At 67.9% G+C, this 22,667-nt stretch carries 13 protein-coding genes; 5 read left to right on the plus strand and 8 right to left on the minus strand.

The window, feature by feature from the left end; all coding sequences use genetic code 11:
• The first annotated feature begins 29 nt into the window (after positions 1-29).
• Positions 30-428: an OsmC family protein gene (locus AC1DKR_RS01545; RefSeq protein WP_478030655.1), complete on the plus strand. Its 399-nt coding sequence runs from the start codon at positions 30-32 to the stop codon at positions 426-428.
• Between the two features lie 34 nt (positions 429-462).
• On the opposite strand, the gene AC1DKR_RS01550 is transcribed toward AC1DKR_RS01545, so the two are convergent.
• The 6 genes from AC1DKR_RS01550 to AC1DKR_RS01575 all read right to left on the minus strand — a co-directional run bounded on the left by AC1DKR_RS01550 (position 463) and on the right by AC1DKR_RS01575 (position 7,242).
• Positions 463-792: a hypothetical protein gene (locus AC1DKR_RS01550; protein WP_089235815.1), complete on the minus strand. Its 330-nt coding sequence runs from the start codon at positions 790-792 to the stop codon at positions 463-465.
• Positions 793-889: 97 nt separating this feature from the next.
• Positions 890-2,629 (minus strand): putative porin, encoded by a 1,740-nt coding sequence (locus AC1DKR_RS01555; protein WP_478030658.1) that lies wholly within the window; start codon positions 2,627-2,629, stop codon positions 890-892.
• Between the two features lie 42 nt (positions 2,630-2,671).
• Entirely contained in the window at positions 2,672-3,370 is a 699-nt protein-coding gene (gene tolA, locus AC1DKR_RS01560) for a cell envelope integrity protein TolA (RefSeq protein WP_478030660.1), read from the minus strand.
• Between the two features lie 3 nt (positions 3,371-3,373).
• Positions 3,374-3,787 carry an ExbD/TolR family protein gene (locus AC1DKR_RS01565; protein WP_265951371.1) on the minus strand — a complete coding sequence of 138 codons (414 nt, stop codon included), beginning with the start codon at positions 3,785-3,787 and terminating at the stop codon, positions 3,374-3,376.
• A 10-nt stretch (positions 3,788-3,797) separates the two neighbouring features.
• Positions 3,798-5,582, minus strand: a complete 1,785-nt coding sequence (locus tag AC1DKR_RS01570; RefSeq protein WP_478030665.1) for a DUF2341 domain-containing protein — start codon at positions 5,580-5,582, stop codon at positions 3,798-3,800.
• A gap of 37 nt (positions 5,583-5,619) precedes the next feature.
• Positions 5,620-7,242, minus strand: coding sequence for a ShlB/FhaC/HecB family hemolysin secretion/activation protein (locus tag AC1DKR_RS01575; protein ID WP_313248218.1), 1,623 nt, complete (start codon positions 7,240-7,242; stop codon positions 5,620-5,622).
• A gap of 201 nt (positions 7,243-7,443) precedes the next feature.
• Here AC1DKR_RS01575 and AC1DKR_RS01580 point away from each other — a divergent pair, with 201 nt between their 5' ends.
• Positions 7,444-7,785: a hypothetical protein gene (locus tag AC1DKR_RS01580; RefSeq protein ID WP_447945189.1), complete on the plus strand. Its 342-nt coding sequence runs from the start codon at positions 7,444-7,446 to the stop codon at positions 7,783-7,785.
• A gap of 7 nt (positions 7,786-7,792) precedes the next feature.
• On the opposite strand, the gene AC1DKR_RS01585 is transcribed toward AC1DKR_RS01580, so the two are convergent.
• Positions 7,793-8,251, minus strand: a complete 459-nt coding sequence (locus AC1DKR_RS01585) for a hypothetical protein (RefSeq protein WP_447945190.1) — start codon at positions 8,249-8,251, stop codon at positions 7,793-7,795.
• 116 nt (positions 8,252-8,367) lie between these two features.
• On the opposite strand from AC1DKR_RS01585, the gene gspH reads away from it, so the two are divergent.
• From gspH to AC1DKR_RS01600, 3 genes are read left to right on the plus strand one after another with little or no spacing between them, the layout of a single operon-like run.
• On the plus strand, positions 8,368-8,814 hold the full coding sequence (gene gspH, locus AC1DKR_RS01590) for a type II secretion system minor pseudopilin GspH (RefSeq protein WP_313248213.1): 447 nt from the start codon (positions 8,368-8,370) through the stop codon (positions 8,812-8,814).
• A complete protein-coding gene (gspI, locus tag AC1DKR_RS01595) occupies positions 8,811-9,173 on the plus strand; it encodes a type II secretion system minor pseudopilin GspI (protein WP_478030670.1) in 363 nt (120 codons plus the stop codon). The genes gspH and gspI overlap by 4 nt, the downstream gene beginning before the upstream one ends.
• Positions 9,170-9,784: a prepilin-type N-terminal cleavage/methylation domain-containing protein gene (locus AC1DKR_RS01600; protein WP_478030672.1), complete on the plus strand. Its 615-nt coding sequence runs from the start codon at positions 9,170-9,172 to the stop codon at positions 9,782-9,784. The genes gspI and AC1DKR_RS01600 overlap by 4 nt, the downstream gene beginning before the upstream one ends.
• A 338-nt stretch (positions 9,785-10,122) precedes the next feature.
• On the opposite strand, the gene AC1DKR_RS01605 is transcribed toward AC1DKR_RS01600, so the two are convergent.
• A complete protein-coding gene (locus AC1DKR_RS01605; RefSeq protein ID WP_478030674.1) occupies positions 10,123-22,518 on the minus strand; it encodes a filamentous haemagglutinin family protein in 12,396 nt (4,131 codons plus the stop codon).
• Between the last annotated feature and the right edge of the window lie 149 nt (positions 22,519-22,667).

The raw sequence follows: 22,667 nt of genomic DNA on the forward strand, positions 1-22,667 counted from the left end.
ATGGTTCGGCTCTACAACCAGGGATTTCCATGGCCTACGCACGCATTGTTTCGACCGCCGACAACTACCTGCACCACATCAGCAACGGCCATTTCGATGTTGCGACCGATGAGCCCGCCTCGCTCGGTGGCCAGGGCAAGGGCTTTGCCCCGTTCGACCTGTACCTGGCCTCGTTGGCCGCGTGTACCGCCATCACCCTGCGCATGTATGCCCAGCGCAAGGGCTGGGAGCTGGGCGAGTTCCACGCCGAGCTGCGTTCCGAACGCGATGCGGACGGGCGCTTCCATGTGCACCGTGTGCTGCATGCCACCGCCGAGCTGAGTGATGCGCAGTGGCAGCGCCTGCTGGAGGTGGTGGAAAAGACCCCGGTGACGCTGGTGATGCGCGAGGGTGCACGGATCACCAGCGAGCGCGGGGCGGTCGGATAAACGCATCCACGCATGGCGTGGATCTACTGGCCCTTCAACGCCGTGAATGCAGCACGGTGCGCTGGCGCATGGCGTTGAACTCCTGTTCGACCTGCTGGATGTCTTCGGCCTGGAAGCCGGCGGCATCGAGCAGCTGATCGGCGGCAGCGGCAGCCAGCGGATCATCCTCGCGCTGGCGCCAGCAGCGTGCCGGCAGGAAATAGCCGACCTCGCTGCGCCCGCGCATGATGACGACCGGGCGCCCTGCATACAGCAGGAATTCGGCCAGGTGCTGGCGCAACCCCTCCACCGAGACATAGGCCGGCCCGATGCCCAGTGTCTGTGCGGCGGGCTCGGAACTCTCGAACAGCTTGCGACGGCTCATCCACTCCTCCTTTGTGCAACGCGTGGTCTTCCTTCCTTAGACGGGCGCATCGCCGCGCCCCCGCCACGCCTGTCGTGACTGCGGTCACGCTGTCCGATCAGAAACCGGTGTTGAACTCCAGCTGGAAAACGTCGATCGACAACGGCGGGCCCGACACTTCCTTGGCCGCCATCCACTTGCCGCTGATCCAGCTGCGCGCATCCAGCGCATAGGCACCGCCGACGTAGTAGCCGCGCGCATTGGTGCCGCCCAGGTGGAAGTTCGGATCGTTGTAGGCGTCGGGCAGCGCATCGGCCTCGATCCGCTTGTAGCCCAGCAGGGCCTGCCACTGGCCCTTCTCCTTCAGCTCGGTGGCACCGAAGGTGGCCTGCAGCATCCAGGCGGTGTCGCCGCTGCGGAAGGTATCGATGCTGGCAGTGCCACCGGCGCCATAGTTGTTGACGATGCCGTTGTTGGCCCGGGCGAACATGGCCTGCTTGTCATAGGCGAGGTTGCGGATGTAGTCCGCGTCCAGGCGCATGCCGATGTCCTGCGCAAGCTGTGTATCCCAGCGCAGGTTGAAGGTCGCCAGACGGAATGCCGAGGCCAGGCCCACGTACTGCGGCGTGGGCGTGTTGGCCGGATCCAGCGGATTGCGGGCGATGTCGCGGATCAGCATGAGGGTGTTGCCCTTCTGCATGAATGCCGGCCGCGACCAGTCGGTATCGCAGCCAACGGCGCCTGCATACAGCGCGCACGGCGACGACAGGCGGCCGCTGATGTTCTTGAAATCGTAGTAGCCCAGCGCCGCGCGCAGGCTGTTGTCATCGTTGAAGCGCCAGTTCACCCCCACCTGTGCACCGGACAGCCACTTGTTCTCGTTGGGCGTCTTCACCCGGCTCTGGCTGGGAGCGCTGTCGGAGGTGTACTCCAACGGCACCACCGCCAGGTTGCCGAACAGGCCGACGTCATCAGCGATGTCGTACCTGAGATTGGCCGCCAGGCCATCGAAGTTCAGGTCGTTGGAGAACAGCGTGTCGCTGGTCCAGAACGGATTGCCGAAGCGTCCGCCGCGCACCGTCACCCAGTCGGCCCGACTGTAGGCCAGCCATGCCTGGTCCAGCCACACGTCCTTCTTGCCCAGGCCGCCGCCAAGCTGTTCGGTGGTGGACACCGGCCCGTTGCTGCTGCCGCTGGCCAGGCGCACGCCTGCGCTGGTGTGCTCGCCGATCATCGCTTCGATGCCCAGCCGTGCACGGATGCGCCACAGGTTGCGGCGGTCCTGGCGGGTGTTGAGCAGCGGCGGCAGCTGCAGGTTGGTGTTGTTGTTGGTATCGAAACCGCTGCCGGCATTCACCGAGGCCCAGTTGGTCTCGATGTCGCTGTTGCGCTCGGAGTAGAAGCGCGACTCGCTGCGCACGCGCATGTCACCGGTGACCTTGATGCGCTTGGTCCACTCGGCCACTTCGTTGGGCGCGGCCCAGCCCTCGGCTTTGGCCTGCGCCATCACGTCCTGGCGCACTTCATCGCGGATGCCATCACGCACGCTCTGCGGCACGTACGGCACACGTACGTCGCCGGCTTCCAGCGCCACGCCACCGCTGCTGGCGGCGCTGCCCGCAGTGCCGCCTTGCGCAGCCGCCGCCTCGGCCTCGGCCTGGACCAGCAGGGCCTGACCGTCTTCGGGCTTGAGCGCGCCACTGGCGATCAGGCCCCTGATCAGCTTGACCATGGTGGTTTCGGCAGCCATCGCACTGGCCGGCACGGCCAGGCTGAGCAGTACGGCGCAGCACAGCAGCGCCCGTCGGGCCGGCCGCGGGCGGCGGGATGCGGTTCGAGCGCGGTCGTGGTCGTTCATCACGGTTCTCATCGAAAGAAGGGAAATCACGGAAGTCATCGGTCAAGCGCCGGGACGGCGCCCCTGGATCAGCACGCGCGCGGGGAAATCCAGCGACGCCGGTGGCATCTGGTCGACTTTGCCGATCTGCCGCAGCGCATCGAGCACGGCCACGTCGGCCTCCTCGTTACCGCTGCCACGCACCAGCTCGACCTTCTCCAGCCGGCCATCGGGCGCCAGCCACACATTCACCTGCAGCTGGAACGCCAGACGCTTGACCCGCGCATCGCGCGAAATCGCCTGTTGCATCAGATAACCCAGGTAGCGGCCATAGCTGGCATTGCCGGCACCGCCACGGCCGACACCGGACGAGCCATCGCCGCTGCCCGACTGGATGCCGAAGCTGTCTCCGCCTGCCTGTGCATCGGCGTCCATGGTTACCGGGTCGGCGTTGTCCGGCGTCGGCGTCGGCTCTTCGGCCGGCGTTGGCTGGTCCAGCGGTTCCGGCTCAGGCACGGTCTCTTCCGGCGGCGTCTCTGGCTCGGGCGGTTTTTCCGGTGGCGGTGGCGGCGGCGGCGGTGGTGGCAACGCCAGCATCGGCGGCTGCACCACCGGCCGACGCGTGCTGGCGGTGTCCTTGAACAGCAGCCACCACAGGGCAACACCCAGTACCAGCAGCGCCGCCAGCACCAGCGCGATCGTCGCCAGCAACTGGCGTCCGCGCGTACCAGGCTCCTGCAGGGGTGGTCGATGGCCGGCCATGCCTCAGCCCTGCGCCTTGCCGGTGACCAAGCCGACCTGGGCCAGCTCCAGCCGCCGCAGCAGGTCCAGCACCTCGACCACGCGCGCGTACTGCACCTGCGCATCACCGCGCACGATCACCGGGAAATCCGGCGAGGTCGCACGTTCGGTACGCAGGCGGTCCTCCAGCTCGGTCATCGTCACCGGGTACGCATCCAGGAACACCTGGCCGCTGGGGTCGATGGTGATCGCCTTGGTCTTGGGCTTCTCCAGTGCGGTGCTGTTGCTGGCCTTCGGCAGGTTGACCTCGATGCCGGGAATGGAGGCGTTGCTGGTCAGGATGAAGATCACCAGCACCACCAGCAGCACGTCGACGAAGGGCGTCACGTTGATGCCCTTCTCGCGTTTCTTGATGCCGAACTTCGCCTTGTAGGCCATGGCCGGTCCCTCAGCCCTGGACCGCGGCCGGGCCGCGCCCGTCCTGCTCTTCGGCCAGGCGGGCGGCGAACTCGTCGATGAACACCGCCATGTCGGCGCCGATGGCTTCGGCGCGTGCGCCCAGCCAGTTGTAGCCGAACAGTGCCGGGATCGCGACGCCCAGGCCGGCGGCGGTACACAGCAGCGCTGCCGCCATGCCCGGCGCCACCGAGTTGATGTCCACCGCACCGGCCATCGCCGCCACCACGAACACCAGCATGATGCCGATCACAGTGCCGAACAGACCCACATACGGCGCGCCTTCGATGGTGGTCGACAGCCAGTTCATGCGCCGTGCCATTGCTTCCTGTTCGCGCACCATCACCGCATCCATCGACGCGCGGATGGCGGCGATGGTGGCCGCGCTCAGATAGCCGGAGTTGCCGTCGCGCTGATGGCGCTGCTGCATTTCATCGATGGCCACCTGGTAGATGCGCCACAGCGAGCCGTCGTGCATCGCCGTCGGCACCTTGCCCTGCCGATCCATCTCGGACAAGGTGCGCAGCGGCACGCCGGAGAGCTTGCTGAAGCTCTCGGTGAACACTGCATTGGCCTTGCTGGTGCGGCCGAAATGACGGCTCTTGGCAATCATGATCGCCCACGACAACAGCATCATCAGGCCGAGGATGGCAACCACCACCCAGGCGTCGAACGGCATGGCCTTGAGGATGAAGGCGAAGTGGCTCTGCCCGGCCGATTGCTCGTCGGCACCGTAGCTGATCAGGCGCGAGTCGGCGCCCTGTGCGGTGGCATCGGCCAGCAGCAGCGCCGCCGGGCGCGCCACGCGTGAGATCCGCAGTTCATCCAGCGCACCATCGAAGTTGGCCAGCGGCTGCGTCGCACCCGGTGCGTCGGCACCCACCACCGCTGCGGTGGTCAATGCCGGCAGCTCACCACTGAGCTGGGCCACCACGCGACCGTTCAGATACAGCTGCAGCGCCCCCTTCTCGGCGGTAAGCGCGAGATGCGCCCACTGTCCTTCCGGGATCGGTTGCGCCGGGGTGCTGCGTTGACCATTGAGCTGCACGAACGGCACGCGGTTGTCGATGCCCATCACCAGCTCGGCAGTACCATCGCGTCGGGCATAGAGCGCCTGCGCAGTGGTCAGCGCGCCCGGTTTGATCCAGGCCGAAACGGTGAGCGGCGCGCCCCCTTCCTGTGCCAGCGAAGCGCTGGCCGGCAGCGGCAGTGGACCAGCGCCCAGCTGCACGCCCCGCCCGATCACCGTACTTTCCGCCGCAGGCACTACCGCCCCGGCCGTGTTGCCGTAGGCCGTGGTATCACGCGCAGGTGCATTGGCTTCGGCAAAGTGGTAGACCAGCGTGTAGTCCGGATCGAACACCTGCTGGCCATTGCCGCTGGCCGGCGCCTTCGCGTTGCCGTAGTACATCCAGATCGTCTGCGGCGCGCTGGCAGTCAGTACCGGAACGTCCACCCAGACCAGGGCCAGGCCCAAGTTCGGGTCGAACTGCTCGATCTGATGGGCCAGCACGGTGCGACCGTCGGCAGAAACGAAACGCAGGTCGTTGCCACCCTCCTGGGTGCCATCAAAGCCGAAGTTGCCGGTATGCAGGCGCAGCAGCAGCGGCGTACGCCCGGGGTTGCCGGTCAACCCCGCGCCCTGTGGGCCTGCGTCGACGGTGATCGGCTTGCGGTACTTCCATTCGGCCTGCCACCAGTTGGCATCGGCCGCGGCGGCGGGCAGCGCGATCAGCGCAGCCAACAGCAGCAACATTCGGGAAAGCAGACGGTCCATGCAAAAGGTCTCCGGAGAACGCATCTCAAGGGAAGGGTCAGTAGCTGGTGCTGATGTTGAAATGCAGCCGCGGGTCGTCCTTGCGCGTGACCGGGCCATCGGCGTAGGGCCAGGCGTAGTCCAGGCGCAGCTGCAGGTGTTCGCCCAGGCGCAGCTGCGCGCCCAGCCCGACCGACGCCAGGTTGTATTTGTCGCGCTGTTCCGGCAGCGGCTGACGCAGGCGCAGGTAGGCCGCGTCGGCGAAGCTGTACAGCCGCAGGTCGGTACCGCTCCACAGCGACCACGCCGGGGTGCGCCATTCCAGGTTGACCAGGCCACCGTAGTCGCCGATTGCTTCGGCCGACAGGTAGCCACGCACGGTGTACATGCCGCCGGCGGCGAACTGTTCGGCCGAGACCAGCGGCGCGTCGGTCGCCTGCAGCGAGCCACGCGCATACCACTGCCAGTCGTTGCCGAAGGTGTGCGTGTTGGAGACATCGGCCTTGAACGCCACGAAACTCGGATCGGCCCAGTAGCGCTTCTGACCGAAATCAGTGGCGTTGCTGCCGTAACCGAATAGACGCCGGGTTCCCGCCACCAGCTGCGTGTTGATGCTCAGCTGATCGTTCTCGCCCTGGCGCACGCCGACGAAGGCCAGGGTGACCGGCGCGTACTTCAACGGCGTTTTCAGGCTGTCCTTGCCCATCTGCGTGTCTTCTTCGGTGTCCTTGAAGTCCACGCCGAGGCTGAGCTGGCGCCACCAAGCGCTGCTGCCCGGCAGGCGGTAGTTGAGCTTGAGACCGATCGAATGACCGTTGCCGATCACGTTGGTGCCGGTGCCCGTGCCTGCGCCGCCTTGCCCGCCGGCATTGAGTACGCGGCTGTCGGACTTGTAGCCCGATGCTTCCAGGCTCCACGGCGTGCCCTCGAAGGGGACCGTGTAGGACGCGGAGAACACCTTTGCCTGGTCGGTGTCTTCCGGCGCGATGAACACGCCGATGCTCGCGCTGTGTCCTCGCCGCCACAGGTTGTCGTGGGCCAGCGATGCACTCAGGCGCAGCTTCTCGGTATCGGCGCTGTGGTCGTTGTTGAGCGCTGCACTGGCACGCCAAGGTGACTTTTCTTCTACCTGCAGGTCCACATCCATGGTGCCGGGCACCTGGCCTTCGCGTACCAGCGGCAGCACCTGGCGGCGGCCCCCTTCGTTCAGTGCCGTCAGTTCCTTCTGTGCCTGGTCGAAGTCGGGCACGCGCCCTTCAGCCAATGCCGGTACCCGTTCGCGGATGCGCTCGGGTGAGTCATGGCGGGCACCGACCACGCGCAGCTGGCCAATGGGCGTCTGCTGCACCTTCAGCAGCACCACGCCTGCGTTGACCTGCTGCTCGGGCAGCTCCACATAGACCGATTGGTAGCCGCCCTGCTGGTACAGCGCGTTGACTGCATCGCGTGCCTTCTCGACATCGGCCAGCGTCCTGCCGGGGCCGAGGAACGGTTCGACTGCACGTTCGATCTGGCGCGCATCAAGCACGGTGTTGCCGCGCACGATGTACTCGTTGATGTTCACCGTGGACGCTGGTGCGGCGTCCTGCGCGAGCGCTGGAAATGGCAACGACGACAGGGCCAGCAGCAAAGGATGCAGGCGCAGCGGAAGGCGAACGGCACGGCACGGAACGGGAGTCATCGAAGGCATCGCGTCGTATCGAAGGGAGTGGCCAGGGAGCGGCGCGTGGGTCTACCAACAGGACGTGCAGGCCGCGTCAAAACCGCCAACAGTTTTGTGACAGCACTGTCATCTGTTGACGATGCTGAAACAGGCGCAGGCGGACACTTCGCCTGGCACACGTCTTCATTGCAAAGCGCCTGCTGCCTCGGGAGATTCAAGATGCACGCCACCCTGGCTACACCAAACCGCCCTGCCCTCTGTGTGGCGTTGGTTCTGGCTCTGGCTGCGCCCTGGGCGCGGGCTGAGCAGGCTGCCAAACAGGCAGAAGCAGCGCCATGCATCGAAGTACAGGTCAACGGCGAGCGCATCCCCGCCTGGGACTGCCTGCAACGCAAGCTGGCACCGGCAGCAGGCACGGCCGGCCGCCCCAACCTTCCCGAAGCCGAACGCCTGATGCGCAAGCCCGGCAACCAGTTGCTGCAGTACAACCTGGAGGGCACGCGGCAGCGCATGGGTGATGCATTCGGGCGTTCGGTGGTGCCGCAGCGTCCAGCGCGCTGAGCCGTGTTCAGTGCCGCCCCACGGCGGCGGGAACGATGCCATCGGTGGGCAGCGGCGGCAGTCCGGGCACGGGCAGCGAACGCGCCTGCCCTGCCTGCTGCAGTTCCACCACGTTGGCGCTGATTGAGGCCAGTACGGTGGATGGACCCAGCCGCTGGCCCGGCGCATAGGCCTGGGCAGGTGCCCCATCCACCGACAGCAATGCCAGTGGCGCCTGCCGCCCTGCCATCACCCCCAGCACGGTCACCTCGGTCTGTACTGCACCTGGCGAAAGCAGCCGTACCAGCGGCGCGCTCGCTGCGTCGTCGAAGGCCGGGGCAGCGGGTACGGCGACCCGCACTGTGGCGGCGCCAATGCGAACCGGCGCCATGAACAGGGCCATGCTCCAGTATCCCGCCACGGTCAGCAGCAGCATGGCCGCCAGCAGGGTCAACGTGCGATTGCGATCCCAACGCCTGCCGTCCATGTTCCGCACCTTCGCCAGGTTCCTGTGCGGCCACGCTAGCAGCTGACGCTGACGCTTTTGTTTCATCATCCGCGCCTACGCTGGCAGGTATCGGCAAGGACGGGAGGCGATGTGCGATGCAACGCAGGCCACGCGGTTTCACCCTGATCGAACTGATGGTGGTGCTGGTCATCATCGGCATCTGCACGGCGGGTATCGGCCTCGGCCTGGGCAGCCTGCTCGACCCCGCGCGGCAGCTGCGGCAGGAATCCGAGCGGCTGGCGCAGCGCCTGCAGGTCGCTCGCGACGAAGCTCGCATCGATGGTCGGCCGATCCGCTGGCAGGCCACTGCGGAGGGCTACCGCTTCAGCCGCCGCGACAGCCAGGGCTGGGTCGAGCTGCGGCGCGATGACCTGCTGCGCCCCCAGCAGTGGCAGACCCGTGGCATCACCGTGCAACCCACGGCCGCCATCGAGCTGAGCCCCGAATGGATTGGTGTGCCGTGGGAGCTGGCGTTGTCGCTGGACGGTCGTCGACTGCGTCTTCGTGATGATGGCAGTGGACAATTGCAGGTCATGCAGTGAAGCGGCAGCAACACGGATTCACGTTGATCGAGGTGCTGATCGCGTTGGCCATCGTGGCCATCGCGCTGGCAGCGGTGATGCGCTCGGTGGCGGTGGCGACCGATGACCAGTCGCGCCTGCGGGACCGCCGGCTGGCCCTGCTGTGCGCGCAGGACCGCTGGCAGGAGCTGCGTCTGTCCGCACAGCCACCCAGCGATGCGCGCCTGCTGTGCCTGCAGGGGCGCACCCGCTTCCTGGTGCAGCAGCACCTGGGCAGTGGCGCCGACGGGCAACCGCAGCTGGAGCTGAGCGTGGTGGCCGAAGATGCACCGAAACAATCGCTGACACGCCTGCAGCTGCCGTGGACGCCGGCGCCATGAAACGCGCGGCGGGCGGTTTCACCCTGATCGAGGTGATGATCGCCATCACCATCATGGGCGTGCTTGCGGTGATCTGCTGGCGCGCACTGGACAGCGTTGCCAATACGGACCAGCGCCTGCGCCAGGCGGATGCCGAGACCAGCACGGCGATGCGGGTGCTGCAGCAGTTCCAGCGCGATATCGAGATGCGCGCTGACGATGCGCTGATGAACGGCGCGGTGCGGCCGGCCGATCAACCCGCGCGGCTGCTGCCGCCGTCGTTGACCAGTGAGCGCCACCCCGATGGTGGCTTCACGCTGGAGATCACCCGCAGCGTCGGCAGTGATGGGCTGCGGTGGCAGCGCGTTCGCTGGTGGCGGCAGGGCAGCACGTTGTGGCGTGCCAGCGGTGCGCCTTCCGATCACTATCCGCTGCCGGCGCCCGAGCCGACGCGCGGGCTGCTGGTGGCGCGTGATGTGCAGCGCTTCGAGGTGCGGGCGTGGCAGCCAGGGGTGGGTTGGGCGATGCTGCCGAGCCAGGGGGAGGTTTTGCCGGCGACCGGTCTGGAGTTGCGGTTGGGGTTGCGTGATGGGCGCGGGCCGTTGAATTATCGGCGGGTGTTGGCGCTCTGAGAGGAGCATCCACGCATGGCGTGGATCTGCTGCCAGGCCTGCTTCTGCTGCCAGGCCTGCTCTGGTGGGTGCCGACCGTTGGTCGGCACTGAAGCTGACCCAGCCATCCACGCATGGCGTTGATCTACCGAGAGGCGTCCACGCATGCCGCCGGGCGCTGTCCCGCGCCCGGCGGCGCCGTGTCGGTGGTCCTCACCGCTGATGGCTGCTCCGTGCCCTCGGTGCCGTCCTGGCTGGGGCCGCCACCGTTCCCTGGCAGCTGGCCCGATCCTGTGTTCTGCGCGTAGTGGGTGCGGTCCTTGGTCCGCACCGTTCCTCCATCCACGCATGGCATGGATCTACTGCACCTGCTGCTTGCCCGCGTCTGCCCGGGCCTGCGGGAACTGGAAGGCGCTGTTGACGTCGTAGCCCGTGGCGGCGGCCGTGTTTCCGCGCGTTGGCGGATCGATGCTGCTGCTGGCACTGCCGAAGCCCAGGATCTGCACGCTGATCACCGACGGCTGGTTGCGCCGCGCATCGTCCTGGCTCTTGCGCATCACGTCCTGTGCGGCCTGGCTGGCGCTGTTGGCCGCAGCGCTTGCCGACGCGAGCGCGTTGACGTTCACCGAGGCCAGTACCGGCAGGCCCTTGCTGTCGCCCTGCACCTGGATATTGGCGGCGTTGAGCACCTGCAGTGCCGCCAGGTTGATGTTGCCCGACACGCGGATACCCGCCTCGCCGGCATCGATGGTGCCCAGCGGCGCGATCAGGTCGACATCGCCCGGCGCCACTTCGGCGATCGGGTTCAACGTTGCAATGCCGGCGCCGCTGGCCGGTGCCTGCGGCGACAGGATCACGTTGCCCCAGGTGTCGTAGACCCGACGCGGCGGGGTGTACAGCAGCGTGGTCTGCGAGCCACGGCCGGCGTTGATGTCGCCCTGCTCGGACCACGCCAGGATGTCACCACCAAAGGTGGTCATCACCCGCGACAGGCCCAGCAGCACGCTGTCCTGGCTGAACAGACGGATGTCGCCCTGGCCCTGGGTGACCAGGCCCGCGCTGGCCGGAGGCACCACGCCCTGCACGCCCACCACGATCTGCCCGCCTGGCGCCATCAGCTCGATGTTGCCACCCGCTTCGGTGCGCACACCGGAGCCGCCATACATCACGATATCGCCAGTACGGTTGATCGTTGCACCATTGGCATCCTTGTCCGGCATCAGCGTGGCGATCGCTTCGCGACCGCGCAGGTAGGAACCGAAACGCGGCCCTTCCGCATGGGTGTACTCACGACCACCTTCGCGCAGCTCGGCGTAGTAGACCTCGCGCAGGAAGATGCGCTGCTGTTCCTTCGGCAACGCGTCGAACGCGGCCAGTGCATCCGAGCCTTCGCTGGAGGTACCGAAGCGCTGCTGCAGCCACTGCTTCAGTTCCTTGTCATAGATCTTCACCGCCTTGCCCGGCTGCGCCGCCAGCGACTGCGCTGGATCGGCGAGGTTGGCCGGGTCGAGATAGCGCGCGCGCAGTGCGGCGAAGTCGATCTGCTGGTTGCCGGCGGTCAGGCCGACACTCGCCCCCGAGCGGGCATCGCCCTGCACGATACCGCCCAGCGTCACGATGCTGCCCACGTCCTCCTGCCGCAGCTGACGACCCGCACTGACCTCCAGATTGCCGGGACCGGCCACCACGGCATCCAGGTGTACGATGTCGCGCCCTGCGTCCACCACCGAAACATCGGTGGCTGTGCTGTTCAGGGCGGTCAGCGAAACACCCAGGATGTCGCGCCCGGCGCGCATCTGCACCGCACCGGCCGCCTCGAACAGAGCAAACTGCGTGCGCTGGCTGCCGGAACGATCCAAGGTACGCTGCGCACCCGATTGCAGGCCGATGATGTCGCCGCCCACGGCATAGAAGCGGCTGGGCGATAGTGCACCCGGCAGATTCGACAACGGTGTATTGGGACCGAACGCGAACAGAGGTAATGCCGCCTCCGGCGTCGCCGAATGGCCATCCACCGACAGATTGTGGTGCGGCCGGGTGAGGTTGCCGTTGCCATCGCCCACCTGGGCCATGAAGGCTGGATCGAACGGCCCCGGCATACGTGTATCCGCGGCCGAACGCGCGATCTGGGTGGCGCCCGGCTGGGCGAAGATGCCGCCGCCGGCCAGTACATCCAGGCGACCACTGGCCGAGGGTGCCAGCAGCAGTACGTCCTGGGTGTTGTCCTGCATGCTAAGGCGGTCGAAGGTGATGTTGCCCTGTGCGGCAACCGCGCTGAACCGCGAAGGATAGAGCCAGTACTGCAGTAGATCGCGCCCGCCGGCTTGCAGCTGCACCTGCTCGGCGCCGAGGTTGCTGCCGTTGAGATTCAGGGGTCCGACCACGCCCGGCGAAAGATCGCCTCCAGCGCTGAAAAGGTCCACGGCGGTGGATGCGGTCCACAGCGAGAACCACGTGGTGCCGGCGGCGCGGCTGCCGTTGTCTTGGGTCACACCGCTGTAGTTCGCCACCGCTACCCGGCCAGCATCGCCAACACCACCCAGCACTACGTCACCGCGCGCCTGCAGCGATGCCGTGGCATCGCCCAGCACCAGCACCGGACCGCCCATCGCACGTGCACTGTCGGCGGCGAACAGATCGGCCGCACGCTGGCGACCGAGTGTGCCGTAGTTCTCCAGCGTCACGCCCATGCCACCGATGCGACCGGCCTCCAGCAGCAGGCTGCCCCGCAGGTTGCTGAAGGTGCCGTTGAGATCGAGGTCCTGCGCTGCCCTGGCGGTGTTGAGGCTGGAGAACGTGGCCGTCAGCTCCGGATTCAGCACACCCCCGGTGCGCAAGCGCAGATCGCCACCGCCGGTCAGGTACAGCTGGCCATCACTGACCCGTCCGGTGGAACCGACCGCGGCAACGATCGCACCCGAGTGCGGTGCGGTCATGAACCCCAGGGCATCGCCCATCGCCTCGCGCACACCGGCGTTGCGGCCGGCGTCGAGCGTGAGATTGCCGCCACCGAGCGTACCGAAACCGGTGAAACCCACCATCCGCGGCGTGCTGCCTGCGGTGGCCGAGACGTTGGTGTAGGTGCCGAAGTTCACCCACCAGCTGGTCGGTACCGGCGTCACCCCGGTGGTGCTGCCCGTGCCTTGCCGCCAGAGCCAGTTGCCCACTGCGGCACTGCCATGCAGGGCCATGTCCCGGTCGGTGCTGCCCGACTCGGCGCGCGCGGTCCACACGTCGCCGACGATGTCTCGCCCGGCCTCCACGCGCAGGTTGCCACCATGGTCCGGATACCATGCCTGGTAGCCCGCCAGTGCAGCGTCGTAGCTGCCTGGCACCACGCCCTTGCCGAGCACAGCGCTGTTCCAGGGTGCCGGCGCACGCGGCGAATTGAAGTCCGCATCACGACCGTTGCCGAGCGAGGTGGGTGTCCCTGCGGTGTAGACGCCGAATCCTGATTTCATCACCACGTCGCCGGCCGCCAGCAGTTCCAGATCTCCCTTGCCGGTGCGCAGCACGCTCCACGCGGGTGTGCCGGGGCGCTTGCCGTAGGTGGTCACCTCGGTCTGCGTGCCTCCGCCGAAGCAATAGGTGGGTGCCGATCCGCAGAACTCGTCTTCGGTCATGCCGAAGATCGCCGCGAAGTCCTTGGCCGACGTGCCGACGTAGGATTCATCGCCCCAGAAATCCAGCGAGCCCTGTGCGGCCACCTGCCGCGGCGCGGGGCCGCAGTAACCGTCTGCCAGTGCGCAGAACTCCTCTTCGGTGTAACCGAAGATATCGGCCAGTTCGGCGATCGGGCGGCCGGCATAGGAGGTGTCCCCCATCCAGTCCAGCGAGGCCTGCTCGGTCAGCACGCGGTCGCCGACGAAAATGATCTCGGTCTTCACCGTGCCCACCGATCCCTGATGGGTATCGGCCAGCACCACGCTGCCGTCACTGCCCCAGCGACGCGTGCGCGGATCGGCAGCGTCGCTGTCCGCGCCGGCCACAGCGGTCAGGTCCCACGACGTCGTGCCTTCCGCCAGCATCGGCGCCAGCGCCCAGTTGCGGCCCTGGTTGCCATTGGCATCGGCAGGTCGCAGCTTCACCGGTGCATCGCCGGCCAGCTCCACCTTGGTCATGGAGGGAATGTATGCGCCTACTTTCAGGTCCACCGCGCGTGCCAGGCGCAACGCGATCGGCAGCACGGCACCGGCGGGCCACTCCTGTGCGGCCATCTGCACGCTGCTGCGAAGACGGAAGCCGCCGCCCAGGCGCGCGCCCGCCTCCAGCTGCAACGGCTGGTCAAGCAGGGTGCCGGCGGCGAAGGTCTGCCCATCACGGGTGGTAACCGCCGCACCGAGCACGGTGCCGGCAGGCAGTCGCAGGCTGTCGGCCAGTGTCATCGCTGCGGGCAGCACGGTACCGGCTGGCAGCACGGCCGATTCCACCGGCACCGCATAGTTCAGCGTGGTGCCCGCCGGGAATTCGGTACCCGGCTGCAGCTGTACGCCGTCCACCGGCACCACCAGGCCGCCACCGAACGGTGTGCTGGCGGCACCACTGCTGCGACCCTCGATCAGTTCCCAGCCGGCTTCATCCGGGTTGGCGGGCGGTGGCGCGAAGCCATCGTTGATACTGCCATGGATGTTGATGTTGCCTTCGGCCCGAAGCACCAGCGAGGCCGATTCGCCAAACCCGCGCCGCGCCGGATCGAGACGGTCGGCATCGGGACCGTAGCGATAACCGGACAGGTCGATGTCACCGGAAACGGTCAGGTCGCCGCCGGGGTTGTCCGCACTACGGCGCGCCACCACCTGCACACCCGGACGCAGGCGGTGGCTGCCAAGCGCTGTGGTGCGCTGCTGCAGATCGGCATTGGCCAGCGCCCCGTCCATCCACGTGCGGTTGTCCGGATCGACGATCTGGTCCAGCCACTGCTGGGTGACCACCTGCGGCCGGTTGCCGTGCACATCCACGCTGGAGGCCAGCGGTGCATCGTCATAGCGGCGCACGCCGTTGACCTGGATGTCGGCCGCACCGGTGATGCGCACACCGTCGGCAACGGCAATGGCCGCGTCATCGGTGCCGATCCGCGGCACATCGATTTTCAGCGTACCGCGCGCAGCGCCATCGTTCTGCCCGGGCTGGCTGCCCACGGCGACGCCGCTGCCGGCACGCAGGTCGATGGCGGCGCCGGCGCCGATGCCGACCTGGCCCGCCGCGCTGCCCAGTTCGACCGTCGCCCGGTTGGGGCTGTCGATGATCTTGCCGTAGCTGTCCACGCGCAGGCCACTGCCATGCGCGTCGAGCGTGCCGTTCACCTGCAGCGCGTCGCGGGCGTACAGGCGGATGCTGCCGACCTGCTCGCCGCTGGCGTCGATGCGCCCGGCCACGGTCAGGCTGCCCTTGTCCACGCTGATGTCCACCCGTCGCGCCTTCACCTCGTCGTCGATCTGCAGGTCACCCTCGCCGATCTGGAAGGTGCGCGCGCCGGTCACGCCGCTGCTGTTCAGCCGCTGGTTCAACCCTGCGAAATCCTGCAGCTGGCGTGCACGCACCACCAGTTCGCCCGCGTCGTAGGGCACCACGGTGCCACCGGCGTCGTAGCGGCCGCTGGCCGCGCCGTCCACACGTCCGGCCAGATCCGCGCGACCGGCCAGGGCATTGACCGTCAATCGTCCACCGCGGTTGTTGCGCGCCGACACATCGATGCGCGAGGCGGCATCGGTGGTCACCCCGCCACTGTCGCTGGACAGCAGCACATCGCCGCCCCAGCTGTATTTGTCCACGTCGAACAGGCTGACCTTACGACCCGCCAGATCCAGCGCCGCATGCGCACCCACGCCGATGCCCTGGCGTGCACTGGCCGACAGGCGGCCGGAGGCCAGCGCAATCGTGCTGTCCAGCAGGATGCGATCGGCGTCGATGCTGAGTTCGCTGCCCAGCGCATCACCACCGGCCTTGCCGTTGCCTCCATGCAGGGCGAAGCTGCCGCCGGTGCGCAGGGCCAGCTGCGCGCCGGGGTCGGCGGTCAGCAGGGGCGTGCTGATGGCCACGCTGCCGCCGCTGTACTGCCAGCCCTTGTCTGCCAGGTACTCGCCGCGCTGCTGGTACACATCCAGTGTTCCCTTCGCCGAGAACACCATCTGTTCCGAAGCCCCGAGGTTCAACGCGCTGAAGCCAAGTACCTGGCGGTTGGCCGCGACCTCGGAGCTGGGCCTGCTGTACGGCGCACGCCCCAGCGTCAGGGTGCGCGTGACGATATCCAGCTGGCCGTCGCCCAAGCGATCCACCATCGGCTCTGACGGCGGCACGGCCACGTTGCTGCCCGTGGCCTGCGTGGCCGCCAGCGCACCATCCCACACCAGCGTATCCACCAGGATGCGCGCACGGTCGCTGGCGTTCCCATAGCCGTGGATCGCCTGCGCACCCAGCACCAGCGTGCGCAGGCTGCCAACGCCGGTGGCGCTGTCGCGCGCATCCAGGTCGACGCTGCCGAACACATTCACCGAATCGCGCGCCACCAGGCTCAGCGTGTCCAGCGCAGGTGCGCCGGTAGCCACGTTGCCACGCAACAGTTGCTGCAGCACCATCTGGTTCATGGTCATGCCGGCGGGCAGTGCACCCGCTGCTGCCGCCTGTGCGATGGCTTCGGCGCTGCCCAGGTTCAATGCAGCCATGCTGACGCCCAGCTGGCGCGTGCCGTAGCTGGCCGAATCGCGCAGTTGCAGGGTGCCGTCGGTGGCGACGGCGATGCTGCCGTCGGACACCAGGCGCGCTTGTCCCTCGCACGCGTCCTGGCAACCGCCGATATCGATCGCCACCGGGCCGGCGGCAACGCCTGTGGAACCGGTGATCAGGTTCAGCCGCTGGTTGGACACCGCCAGCAGGCCGCCCGTGACCTGGTAGGGCAGCGTGTCGACGGCGTCGCCACCAGCGCGTGCGTAGGGCAATGTGTCCACGGTCGCCCCGGCTTCGACCAGGATGCCACTGCCACCGGAGGCTGCTGCCACCAGGACTTCCGGCGCCTGCAGCGTGGCCCCGGAACGGATCGCCACGCTGCGGGCCTGGCCGGTCACTGCCACCTGCGACGCCGCCTGGTTGATCTGACCACCGATCACCATGCGCGCGGGCTGGAACGCATTGAGTGCCTGGTCGGTGAAGGTCACGCCGCGATCGGGCGCCTGCGCAACGCCGTCCGCACCGATGATCTCCAGCGTGCCGATGGCCGGGTTGGCCATCGAAGCAACCAGGGTGCCGCCCCGTCCCTTGTCGTTGGCGGCGGCAAACCGCGCGGTACCGGCGAAGTCGATTGCCGCCGCGCCCTGGCGTCCGGCGCCCTCGCCCAGCGCCAGGGTCAGGCCCAGCGCATCGATGGTCTGCCAGCCGCGCGATTCGCCGCGGCGGTCGGCCGTTGCCTGCACGAAGGCGTTGTAGCTGGTTTCGTTGTAACCCGAATGCCGCCGCACCACCGCCGCCGGTGTCAACAGCAGGTCGGTCAGAAGTGGCGATTCCACGCCGCCCAGATCGCCACGCTGGTGGCCGGACACACGCCAGGTGCCGGTGCCGGTCTGCAGCGGCCGGGAGACGCCGGACGCACCGGTCGCGCCAAGCTCGACACGGAACGCACCGGGCTGCAGGGCGAAGTTGGCCGGCAGCAGGGTGTAGGTACCCGCTGGCAATCCGGGAACACCCGCCGGCACGGTGATCTGCTGACCGATACCGGGCGCGGCGAAGCCGTCGGTGCTGGTGGGCGCGAACGCGCCCGTATAGCCGGGCACGATGGCATACACCGGGTTGCCCGAGGCACTGAACGCATAGCGGGGATTGGCATCGGCCAACGCGGTGCGCAGTACGTCCACCGAACCGCCCCGCCCGGAGATGAATGCTGCACCGGTCAGGTCGCCGCCACCGGACATGTCCAGCAGCGCGTCCGGGCTCACGTTCACTTGGTTGGCTTTCAGGGTGACGCCCATCGAGCTGATGCCACCAGCGGTCAAGGAATCCACGCTTCGGCTGCCGATCCGCCAGTTGACGCCATCGGCGGTACCGCCATAGGGCAGCGCCAGGCCGGCACCGCTGGTGGAGGTGATGCTGCCGGGCAGCAGTTCCACCCGCCCGCCGGCAGTACCGCCCACGGCCAGACCACCCAGTTGCAGTGTTCCCATCGGCGCCCACACCGCACCGCCCTGCTGCACGGTAGCGGCCACCAGTCGCAGCGAACCGAACGCCGATGCAGGGACACCCGATGCCGTGCCGTTGCCCTGGATGCGCAGCACCGCATCCGGGTTCGCCCAGTAGTCGACGGTGTCCACGGTCTGCGCCGATGCACCCGCCACCATCCGGCCCACCGCCCCGAACGTCGGATACAGGCGCGCCGCGGTCAGGTCGATCGAGCCCGGTGCCAGCAGCGAACTGACCGCCGCGTTGCTGGCGATGCTGGAAAGAAGGCGTACATCACTGCGGCTGTTCAACGAAAGATGGTCGAAACTGGGCAGCCAGGTGACATCGCGAAGATCGATGAGATCGCCATTGACCGCCAGCGCATGATCGCCCGCAGTCGCTGACACCGCACCCTGGGTGAACTGCAGGCTCTCGCCCGACAACTGCTTCCAGCGCGCCTGCGCCAAGCGCACATACGGTGCCGACAGCGAGATCGCGCTGGGCGTACTTGCGCTTGCGCCTGCGGCCACGCCCAGGCTGGACTGCCCCTGCCCATAGATGCGCAGGGACTCGGCCATGCGCAGGTCGACATTGCCGAGCGTGCGGAGGTCGCCGAAGACCGAGAGATTGTCGAATCCGCCGGCCTGGATCTGCTGCACCGACAGTGCGGCATGCCCATAGTCCAGCCGCGCTGGCAACGCCGTCTCGGCCGCAGTCTGCTGGCTGAGCCTGATCGCCCGTTCGCGCAACACCTCCTCGGTTGCTCCGCGTGCATGCACGCTGCCGCCAAAGGCGAGGCCCAGGGTGCCACCACGCGCCCCACTGCCACCGGCCGCCGCATCCATCGCCCCGTGCAGGTACAGCGCATTGGCCGAACGCAGCACTATCTGGCCGCCGTCGCTGTCGACCCGGGTACGGCCCTGTCCATCAATATCCAGCTCGGCCGAGGCACCGCGCGCGTCCAGGCGTGCACCGCGTTCGACTACGACGAAGGCTTCCGGCGGCCGGTTGTCGACGAAGGCCGACGTCTCCCAGTCGAGCGCGCCACCGATCTCGATGCGCCCACCCGTCTGCACCTGGCCGCGCAGGCGGCCAGCAGCATCGACCATCGAAACCGAATCAGCGCTGGCGTCCAGTACCGCACCGTCACCGATCCGCCAGGTACGCTCGCTGCGCTGGCCGGCGTACAGCGCCGTGTCCGGGCGCACATCGTCGATGCTGATGCGGCCGCCGCGTGCCTGCAGCGTGCCCTCCACGTCGATGTTGCCCGCACCGAGCAGGGTGATCGCCTGGCCCGGATCAACGGCGACCCGCGCATCGCGGCCCACCCGCAGGTCGCCGCCCACGCTGTTGCGGTCCGAGCGCAGGGTGATGCTGGCCCCGCTGCGCTGCCGGATGCGCCCACTCTGCGGATCGGCGGCATACAACGGTGCCGACCACGGCTGCAGCGCGGAGGCACGATCCCGCGCCGTGCGTGCGTCTTCAGCCAGGCGCAGACCCGGCATGCGCGCGACCAGCTGGGTACCGTCGGCGACGTCCAGGCCCTGGTGCGCGTTGATGTCGTACTGCGCGAAACCACTGCCGAACAACGCGGTGTCAAGCTGCAGCACCGTCACGTCCTGCTCCGCTGCGCCGACGACCGCCTTGCCTCCGGTACCCAGCGCGAACGTGCCGCCGCCCTCGCCACGGCCGCTGAAATAGCTGCCTTCACCCAATCGCACGCGACCACTGCCGTCGGTAGCCACCTCGGCAGTGTTGGCCTGCAGGCTCACGCCTCCGCCCTTGCCGATGCGGCCCTTGCCCTGCATGTCCAGCGCAGCACCGGCGTCGACATCGACGGCCACCCGGCTGCCCACAGTGACGTCATGGCTGCTCTGCAGGCGCAGGCTGCCACCGTCGGTCCACGCACGGCCACTGTCCTGCCCGGCACCGAACGATGCATTGCTCCAGCCACCGGCAAGATCGATGCGGGTACCGTCGGCGATGGCGACGCTGGCGCGGCCATCGCGCAGCAGCGCTGTCGGCCGCCCCAGCACGTCCAGCAGATTGCCCACCTGCAGCTGGCCACCGACAATGCGGATGTCACCGGCCACGTTCACCGTGCTGCCGATCAGGTTGAGCGCGCCGCCCGCCTGCAGCGCCAGCGGTGCATCGACCGCGACGCTGCCTGCGCTGGCGAGGTCCATGGAGCCCCACTGCTGCGCGTTGACCAGTCCGGCATCCAGCCAGACCGTATTGCGCCGCTCACTGACGATCGGCGACTGCAGCGACACACCCGCTGTCGCTGTCCCTGTCGTCGCGCCGCGCACATGCACGTCCGAATCGAACACGCCGTTGCGACCCTGGGCGTCATAGCGCCCCAGATACAGCCCTGCGTTGCGCGCCACCGCCGTCTGCGCCTGCGCATAGCCTTCCAACGCAGCATCCGGCCGTCGCCCCTGCTGCGCGCCCTGGAAGGTGGTGGTCTCCACCTGGCCGTCCAGCACCGCAGTCGGCGCGGACACTACAAGGCGCCCGGCATCGCGGCCGACGGTGTAGCCGCTGTCAGTCCGCTGCGCAGCGAAAACGATGGGATTGCGGAACGCCTCGGTGACACCCCAGCGCTCCTGCTTCACCTCGTAGCCCTTGTACAGGCCATCGAACAGCATCTCCGCCGGCGCGTCGTCCAGCAGGTATACCTGCCCATCGATGCCGCGCAACCAGCTCTGCTGTATCGCCCCGCTCTGCACATCCAGACTGCCGCCTGCCAGATTGATCCGCGAGCCCGCGGCCGCGACCACCTCGCTGCCGCCCAGCAACACGGTGCCGCCCTGCGCAGCCCATTCGCTGATGGAGTGGCCCTGGTTGTCCAGATAGCCGCCCACCTCCAGCAGGCCCCCGGCGGCATACCAGCGATCGCCTTCGTGGCCGCCGGTGCCCGCCGGCACGTGGATCAGCTGCCGGCGGTCGATCCATACTTCGCTGCTGGTCAGCTTGCCGCTGTCGCGGTTGTCGGGCGAATCGCGCAGTTCATTGCCCTGCACCTTGACCTGTACGTTGTTGCTTTCCATAGCCATATGCACACCTACCGCGCCGGAGACATCCACACGCGCGCCGTTGTCCAGCTGGCTGCGGCGACCGGCATCGGCGATCACCTGGCCGCCGGTAGCCACCGTCAGCGAGTTGCCCTGGAAATGGATGTCGCCCCCGGAAACGATCTCCACCCGCGACTGGTCGCGCCGATCGCTGTGCAGGGACAGATTGTCGAAGGTCGTCGTCCGCGACGCTGCACGAAGCGCATCCTGTTCGGCCGACTCCTTCAGCAGTGCATCGCGCTGGGTATCCAGCGCGCTGGCCTTGCCATCGTCTTCGATCAGCACCGCTGTCGTCGAGCCTTCGGCCAAGGTGACCTTGGCCCGGGTGTCACTGGCCGAGGCCAGCAGGTGCACGGTGCCGCGTTGGCCCAGCGTGGTGCTGGCCACGGCCACACCTGCCTGCTCGACGCTGCGTCCGGCCAGGGTGATGTCGCCCTCGCGGGCCAGCAGCAGGCCAGTATTGCGGACGCTGCCGGCACTACTGTCGTTGACCAGGCGCGGCGCGATTTCGTTGCCGCGTGTGGTCGAAGCGGTATTGGCCGCAGTACCCACGCCACGGCGGATCACGAAGCTGTCGCCGGCCGCCAGCTGGACCTGGCCCTTGCGCGTCTCGATCTGGCCAGCGTTCTCCACACTGTGGCCGGCCAGCAACACATAGCCGCCGCCACGCGTTGCGCTGGTTGGTTCATGCGTGGTGATGCGCGCGCCACGTTCAACCATGACCTTGCCCACTGCATCGGTGAGGGCCGAGGTGCTCGTGTCGGCGCTGTACAGGCCGTTGTCACGGAACTGCGCGTCGCTGATGCGTGCAGCAGCAGCAACCAGGTTGCGGACGTTGACCTGGCTGTTGTTGCCGAACACCACGCCGTTGCGGTTGGCAACGAACACCGTGCCGTTGGCCTTCAGCTGGCCCAGGATCTGGCTGGGCCGCGCGTTGGGGTCGTTGACCCGGTTCAACACCGCCCAGTCGGGGTTCTGCAGGAAGTTCAGGGTGGTGTTGCCACCGATGTTGAAGGTTTCCCAGTTCAGGATCGCCTGGTCCGCAGTCTGCTCGATGCTGACCTGTACGCGGCCATCGCTGCCCTGCGACTGGATCGCCTCGCGCGCATTCACCCAGCCGCGCGTCAGGGGGTTCTCATCGACCTTCAGTCCATCCTTGCCCAATCCATCGGCCACCACGAAGCCGGCCTCGCGACGCGACTGCCGGGCCTGTTCCTGCATGCGTTGCTGCAGGGCGATCGCCTGCGCCGCGGTACCCAGGTTGTCGATCGACTGCTGCAGCTTCTGCCGCGCGGCGTCCTGCTGCTGCGCGGGCAACTGGAACTGGATGGGCACGCCATTGGGCATGCGCCCACTCTGTGCGGCCGCACCCTGCGCCGCGCCGCGGTCGGCGAACCAGCCCGGGCTGAATGCCTGTTGCGCATGGCTGGCGGGGGCAGCCAGGGTTCCCAATGCCACCGCGATGGCCCAGGCCATCGGGTGGTTGCGGCGCATCGGCGCGGCCGAATGAACAGCGGACGTGTGCGGGAGCGACATCGGAACCTCATCAACCTGGTGGGCCGCAGCTGCGGCAGCGATCGGGAGGCACGCGCAACGCATGCCCTGCCACTGATAGACGGTTCACGTGACATGAAGCCGACAGCAATGCGCTGCACCGGCCCGCACCGTCGCCGAAAAGGAGACGC

This window comes from Stenotrophomonas sp. 01N47, assembly GCF_056399165.1.